The following is a 6,224-nucleotide window of genomic DNA, read 5'->3' as shown; positions in this document are numbered from 1 at the left end:
CGCCGTCAACAGGGCTTTACGCTGCTGGAAATCATGGTGGTAATTGTTATTCTCGGCCTGCTGGTCGCGGTTGTTGCCCCCAATGTGCTGCAAAACCAGGACCGCGCGATGGTCGAAAAGGCGCGGGCCGATATTGCCGTGTTGGAGCAGGCACTGGATATGTACAAGCTGGACAACCATGTTTATCCGACCACCGACCAGGGCCTGATGTCACTGGTTAGGCGTCCAGAAACCGGGCCACAACCGAAGAATTATCGCCGCGATGGCTATATCAAACGTTTGCCAGACGATCCCTGGGGCAATCCTTATAACTACATTCAGCCGGGTGAACACGGTGCCTACGACCTGTATTCCACTGGCGCTGACGGCGAAGAGGGCGGCGAGGAGTTAGCCCGTGACATCGTTAACTGGCAGGAGTAATCAGTCGGGCTTTTCGCTGCTGGAGCTGCTGGTCGTTATTTTCATTATCGGCCTAATGAGCGGCGTGGCGGTGCTGACTTTGCCTGCTAAGGACGGCGACGCGCTGCTGCGTGAGAACCGCGCTGTGTTATTGCTGGCATTGCGTGGCGCTCGCGCTGAAGCGGTGTTTAGCGGTCGCAGCTTGGGGCTGTTATGGGAGGGCGACAGCGGCCGGTTTATGGTGCGCAGCACCGAGGGCTGGCAGCCGATTGACGAGGGCAAGCTGTCGCGGCCACTGCGCCTTGATGAGGCGCTGCGCTCGGAAATATTGCTCGGTGGTGAGCCCTTGCGCCTGCCGCGAGATGACAGTGCTCGCGTGCTCACCCCACAGATCGTGTTTCTTGGTGATGGCCAGCTCAGTCCCTTTGAATGGCGTCTATATGCGGTTGATGGCAGTCGCCTAAGTGTCGACGACAGCTTGCGCATAGAGGTGGACAAATGAAGCGCCAGCGTGGTTTTACGCTGCTGGAAATTATGGTGGCACTGATGATCTTTGCCACAGCCGCCGTGGCGCTGAGCAACAGCCTCAGCGAGGCGGCGCGCAGCACAGGCGAGCTGGAGAAGCGTCAATTTGCCGATTTGTTGGCGCAAAATCTATTGATTGATATTAGTCGCGAGGGCTACGGCAACCGCAACATTGGTGAGACGAGTTTGGCCGGTTACGATTTCGTTTGGCGGCGCACACTGAGCGATACCCCTGAACCCTCCATGCGGCGGGTGGAAATCAGCATTCAGCTGGCCGGAGAAGACGATACGCTGGCCAGTCGCAGCGCGTTTATGGCCAAGCAGGTGGCTAAGTAATGCGTCGCGTTGCGGGCTTTACTCTCGTTGAGCTACTGATAGCCATAGGCATCATGGCGCTGCTCGGCACCATGGCAAGTGCGATGCTTAATGGTGCTTTGGGCAGTCAAGAAATGGTTGTACAGCGCCAACAGCAGCTGGAGCGTTTGGCCTTGGCACTGCAGATTATGCGTCGTGACCTCGAACAATTAACCCCGCGTATTCCCCGAGATGAGCAGGGCGATGCAATGGCGGCGAGGCTGCAGGCCGAGCAGATCGGCGAGAATAGTGAGCTGGAGTTTGTCCATGGCGGTCGGCGTACACTGCCTGGGCAAAAGTTAACCGGCAGCTTGGAGCGGGTGCGCTATCGTCTGGAAGACGGTGAATTGCTGCGCTATAGCGCAGCGGTGGCCGACCCGACCGCCAATAGCCCCTGGCACAAGCGATCGCTGCTCGCGGGGGTGGACCGCTTTGTCGTGAGTTTCTACGACGGCAGTCGTTGGGGTAATTTCTGGCCGCCTAGCACGCAGTTAAACGCCCTGCAGCCACAGGGCCTGCGTATTGAAATGGACGTGGGGCCGTGGCCCGATATCCGCATGAATGTCATGTTGCCGGAGCTGCAGCCATGACTCGGCCGGGGCGTGAGCGCGGCGCAGCCCTGCTGATGGTCTTGATGATGGTGGCCATTATGTTGGTGCTGTCGGTAAACCTGGTAGAGGGCGTTCGCTATAACAGCCAGCGCCTGCTCAATCAGCGCTATATGGACCAGGCCTACTGGTACGCCCTGGGTGGCGAGCGTATTGCCGCTATTGCGCTGGAGGATATCGCCGGCGAAGAGGTGGTGGCGCTCAACCAGAATTGGGCGCGCCGCGACATTGTGTTTCCGGTTGATGGCGGTTCGGTCGCCGGGCTTATCGAGGATCAGCAGGGCTGTTTTAATGTGAATCGCCTGCACCGCCAGGATAACAGCGAGCAGGGCGGGGAGCGCAGCGGTGCTCAACAGCTGTTTGAGCTACTGTTGCTGAATGTGGATATTGATGTGCAGCGTGCCCAGGTGATTGGCCAGCGCCTGAGTGATTGGATCGACGTCGATTTTGCGCCGGAGGGGGTCTACGGTGCTGAAGACTTGAGTTACAGCGGCGGGGACTACCCGTTCTTACCGCCTAATCAGCCTGTCGACTCACTCAGTGAGCTGGGCTTATTTGCCGAATTTGAAGAGGGCGAATGGGATAAATTGTCGCCTTTTCTCTGTGCCTTGCCAGAGATAGAAACGCCGTTGAACATTAATACCCTGTCGGTGGATGACGCGCCGCTGTTGGCGGCGGCCATAGGCAATGTTTTGGCGGTTGAGCAGCTTAAGAGGGTGATCAATGAGCGGCCCGCCGGTGGCTGGCCGTCAGTAGAAGAGTTTATTGCCGGCTTGGCGTTGGCGGACGAGGAGCAGATCGCTGCGCCATTGCAGGCCGGGCTTGCGGTGAAGTCGCAGTATTTTCTTGGTCTTGCCGATGTGTTTTATGAGCAGCGACAGCTGCGCCTGTACAGTCGTTTTGTACTGCGCAATGGCAAGGCCTATGCCTATGCGCGGGAATATGGAGAAATTTTTTGAGCGAACGATTACTGCTTGCAATGCCCGCGCCGGGGGAGTCGCAGTTGCACTGGCTGCATTGGGATGTCTCCTCGGCGCGGGCCATCGACAGCGGCACGCTAGCGGTGGACGAGTCACTGGCGGCGCTCGGCGAGCGTTTTGCCGCACTTCCCTGCTATGTTGTCGTGCCCGGCGAGTGGGTGAGCTGGCAGCGCGTGGTGCTGCCCAAGGGCGGCAAGGTGGGGCTGGCAGCGCTGCCCTATCAGCTAGAGGAGCAGCTGTGTAGTGACCTGGAGTCGCTGCATTTGGCCTGTGGAAGAATTCGCGCCAACGAAGCTTGCGATGTGCTGGTTGTCGAGCGCCGGCATATGGATGAGTGGCAGGCCATGTTGGCGTCTAGCGGCTTACAAATTAAAGCGATGCTGCCGGATTACGCCATGTTGCCCAGCAATGTGGTTTTGCTGGATGAGCAGCGTGCGACAGTGCATCTAGATAATGCCGCCACCGCCTTGCAGAGTGAAAACCTGCACAGTTGGTGGCAGCTGGTGGCGGGCGATGGCGCGAGCGCAGCGCTGTATTGCCAGCGAGATATGGCGCCGCAGGCGGTATTCAGTGAATTTTCTGCACCGCCTGAAACATTCAATCAACGCCTTGAAGTCATCGCTGCTCTGTGTCGGCCATGGCCGATAAACCTGCTGAGTGGCGACTATGCCGCGCGTGAGGAAAGTCACTCAGAGCTGCGGAGGTTGCGCTGGCCACTGCTGTTGCTGCTGACATTGCTGGGCCTGCACTGGCTACAGCTCGGGCTGGAAGTCGTGGATAACCGCCGCCAGATTGATCGCTATGAGCAGGGGATGGTGGCGATTTATCGCGATACCTTCCCCGGCGCGCGGGTGGTGAATGCCCGCAGTCAAATGCGCAGCCAGCTCAATGCCTTACAGGGGGCGGCGAGCAGCGACAGTGAGTTTTTGCCCTGGCTGGAACGCATCGCCCGAGCCAGCAAAGGAGGGGCGGCGCTGCGAATTCAGCAGCTGAACTATGACGGCAAAGCCATTAAATTGTTGGTCGACGCCGAGGACTACGGCGCGGTGGACAGCTGGGTGGCGGCCTTGGCCAAGCAGGGTTTTGCGGTGAGTCGCGGGGCCTTTGGCCAACAGGATAGCGGCATCAGTGGGCAGTTGGAATTGCGGGAGGCGGCTCAGTGAATAGGTTGCGCAATTGGTTAAGTGCTCGCTCCGAGCGCGAACAGCAGGTGGTGTTCGCCGGCGTATTTGTCGGCCTGCCGTTGATACTTTGGTTGGCCTTGTGGCAGCCCTTACTACAGGCCAGAGATTCATCGGCGCAGCGTTTAGAGCAGCGCCGTGATGCTTATCTTTGGATGCAGGAGGCCGCGGCGCAAATTCGAGTTGCCCACGGCAATGGTCGTCAACTCACTGTGGCCGCCGGGTCTACCCAGCAGCAGATTACCAGTGCCGCACGGCAGTTTTCTCTGGCGATTAGCCGCATTGAACCACAGGCGGCTGGCCGCTACAGCGTTCAGGTGAGCAGCGCGGACTATAACAGTGCCGTGCGTTTTGTCGATGCCTTGTTAATGACTGGCATGCCCCTGCATTCGCTGGCGATGGGCCGTCTCGATGTGCCGGGCAAAGTGTCGCTGCGTGTCTCTCTAGGTGGTACGCCGTGAAGCGTGTGTTGGTGATAGCGGCCTGCTTGCTGGTGTTTTTCGGCAGTGTGTTGTGGCGCGCGCCAGCCTGGCCACTTGCTGATTTACTGCGCAGCCGCGTTGCCGGCCTGCAACTGGGCGCTGAATCGGGCAGTCTGTGGCAGGGTGAATTTAGCTACCTCAGCTATCGAGGGCTGTTGCTGCGGGAGCTGCAATGGCGCATTCAACCCTTGGCACTGTTGCGCAAGCAGCCCTTGGCCATTCGTGTTGCCGATCCGGCCGAACTCAATGCCCAGCTGGGTGTCAGCGATGGGCAGGTACTTGTGTCGGCACTGGAGTTGAGGGGGCGTATTGCACCCTTGCTGCGGGCAGTGCAAATGCCCAGTATGGGATTTGACGGGCTTATCTCCGCTGAGATAGAGCAGGCCGTGATCAGCGCCGACGGTTGTCAGACACTCGTCGGCGAGCTGCGGGTCGATCAGCTCAGCGGTGATGTGGCGGGCCTGGATGCGCTGGGAGAAATTCGCGCGGAACTGAGTTGTGATGGCGGAGCCCTGCAACTGCGCATCGACGACAATAACCCATTGCGCCTGCGCGGCAGTATTGTGGTCGATGCCGAGGGGGTTCCCCGCGGCCAGCTGAGATTGTCGCCACCGGCGGGCAGCGAGTTGTATAACAGCATGGTGCAATTCTTCGGGCGGCCGCGCGGCGGCGACTTTATTCTGCGTTTATAGTAAGGCCCACACTAGGGCGCCGCGCCCAGTGTCAGGCCGCATTGGGCAATAAGCTGGCTGTTCAGCAAAACATGTTGGCGGTGGCTGTCCTGCACGGACTTCAGTAAGGCGTCGCGCTGGCTGCGCCATTGTCGGTAAGCCGCTGGCAGCCCTGCGCCATGCGCTTGCAGGGCGCGATCGAGGGTTTCTTCAAGCGGGCTTAGCGCTGCCATGAGTTGGTGTTGGTGGCGGCTGGCAAGTGCTGCCAACGGCTGAAGGTCAGCAATAAATCGCCGTTTTAGCAAAGCCTGGTAGCGTATGGCCTGCGCGGTAGGCGCGCCGCTCAGGCACAGGGGGCGGCCTGCTACGCGCTGAGTAAGCAGGGCGTTGGCCCTGGTCAGGCCGCTTAGCGCCTGATGTTGAAAGCGCAGCAGTTCGCCGCCCATGCCGTGGCGGATGTCGTTGAGCAAGCCGATGACTTCACTGTAGTGATGGTAGTGGCTGGCGCTGAGCCATTGCAGTTGTAATTGCTGCCAGCGTTGCAGCGCCAATACGGCGCGATCGCGCTGCCCGGGCGGATAGGCTTGGCGCTGTTGCTCGGGACTGTGCCATAACTGTCGAAATTCGGGGCCGGCCAGCAGTGCGCGAAATAACAGTTGGGGTAGTGCCGCGCGCTTGGCGACTTTGGCCTGTTGCAGACTGTTCGCCAGTTCGGTGTCGCCGGCCGCGCGCAGCAGGGCAGTGCAGTCGTCTACTTCGTGGAGAAAGCGCAGACTAAAGATAAGCTGCGCGGCGCTGTCGCCATGACGACCGAGAATGCTGTTTTTATCCGCTAAGGTTTGCTGCAGGGCGCAGCGTCGCAGGCGCAAAAAATCCAGCAGCCTAATGCTCTGCGATGGGGTGGCGACAGCCAGTTGCGAGGGCGGAGGCAGGGTCGGGATTAACGTGGTCGGCGCGTCGGCCTGGCGCTGTAGTATGCGGCCCAGACCGTCGCCGTAGCGCCGCCACGCGTCGGCGTGGCTAT

The 6,224-nt window shown here is 59.8% G+C and carries 9 protein-coding genes; 8 read left to right on the top strand and 1 reads right to left on the bottom strand.

Annotated features, from left to right (window positions below):
• The 8 genes from gspG to gspN form a co-directional block, all read left to right on the top strand.
• Positions 1-420, top strand: a 420-nt coding sequence (gspG, locus tag ABYM29_RS14340) for a type II secretion system major pseudopilin GspG (protein WP_372865470.1), incomplete at its 5' end; no start/stop codon positions are given.
• Positions 395-901 (top strand): type II secretion system minor pseudopilin GspH, encoded by a 507-nt coding sequence (gene gspH / locus ABYM29_RS14335; protein WP_372865469.1) that lies wholly within the window; start codon positions 395-397, stop codon positions 899-901. The genes gspG and gspH, both read left to right, overlap by 26 nt.
• Positions 898-1,260 (top strand): type II secretion system minor pseudopilin GspI, encoded by a 363-nt coding sequence (gene gspI, locus ABYM29_RS14330; protein ID WP_372865468.1) that lies wholly within the window; start codon positions 898-900, stop codon positions 1,258-1,260. Before gspH ends, gspI begins: the two co-directional genes overlap by 4 nt.
• Positions 1,260-1,868 carry a type II secretion system minor pseudopilin GspJ gene (gene gspJ, locus ABYM29_RS14325; RefSeq protein WP_372865467.1) on the top strand — a complete coding sequence of 203 codons (609 nt, stop codon included), beginning with the start codon at positions 1,260-1,262 and terminating at the stop codon, positions 1,866-1,868. Before gspI ends, gspJ begins: the two co-directional genes overlap by 1 nt.
• Entirely contained in the window at positions 1,865-2,845 is a 981-nt protein-coding gene (gene gspK, locus ABYM29_RS14320) for a type II secretion system minor pseudopilin GspK (RefSeq protein WP_372865466.1), read from the top strand. Before gspJ ends, gspK begins: the two co-directional genes overlap by 4 nt.
• Positions 2,842-4,029: a type II secretion system protein GspL gene (gene gspL / locus ABYM29_RS14315; RefSeq protein WP_372865465.1), complete on the top strand. Its 1,188-nt coding sequence runs from the start codon at positions 2,842-2,844 to the stop codon at positions 4,027-4,029. Before gspK ends, gspL begins: the two co-directional genes overlap by 4 nt.
• A complete protein-coding gene (gene gspM, locus ABYM29_RS14310) occupies positions 4,026-4,508 on the top strand; it encodes a type II secretion system protein GspM (RefSeq protein WP_372865464.1) in 483 nt (160 codons plus the stop codon). The genes gspL and gspM overlap by 4 nt, the downstream gene beginning before the upstream one ends.
• Complete coding sequence (gene gspN / locus ABYM29_RS14305) at positions 4,505-5,221, top strand: type II secretion system protein N (RefSeq protein WP_372865462.1); 717 nt, start codon at positions 4,505-4,507, stop codon at positions 5,219-5,221. The genes gspM and gspN overlap by 4 nt, the downstream gene beginning before the upstream one ends.
• 11 nt (positions 5,222-5,232) lie before the next feature.
• Here gspN and ABYM29_RS14300 read toward each other — a convergent pair.
• The coding region (locus ABYM29_RS14300; RefSeq protein ID WP_372865461.1) for a DUF3080 family protein at positions 5,233-6,224 on the bottom strand (992 nt) is incomplete at its 5' end.

Origin of the sequence: Spongiibacter sp. (genome assembly GCF_041602295.1) — a bacterium.
In the GTDB taxonomy this organism is placed as follows: Bacteria; Pseudomonadota; Gammaproteobacteria; order Pseudomonadales; family Spongiibacteraceae; genus Spongiibacter.
This window is presented reverse-complemented; position numbering and strand designations above follow the sequence as displayed.

What these genes read in the sequence shown, in the direction of transcription:
- gspI (WP_372865468.1), top strand. Translation starts at nt 898, where the DNA reads ATGAAGCGCCAGCGTGGTTTTACGCTGCTGGAAATTATGGTGGCACTG.
- gspJ (WP_372865467.1), top strand. Translation starts at nt 1,260, where the DNA reads ATGCGTCGCGTTGCGGGCTTTACTCTCGTTGAGCTACTGATAGCCATA.
- gspK (WP_372865466.1), top strand. Translation starts at nt 1,865, where the DNA reads ATGACTCGGCCGGGGCGTGAGCGCGGCGCAGCCCTGCTGATGGTCTTG.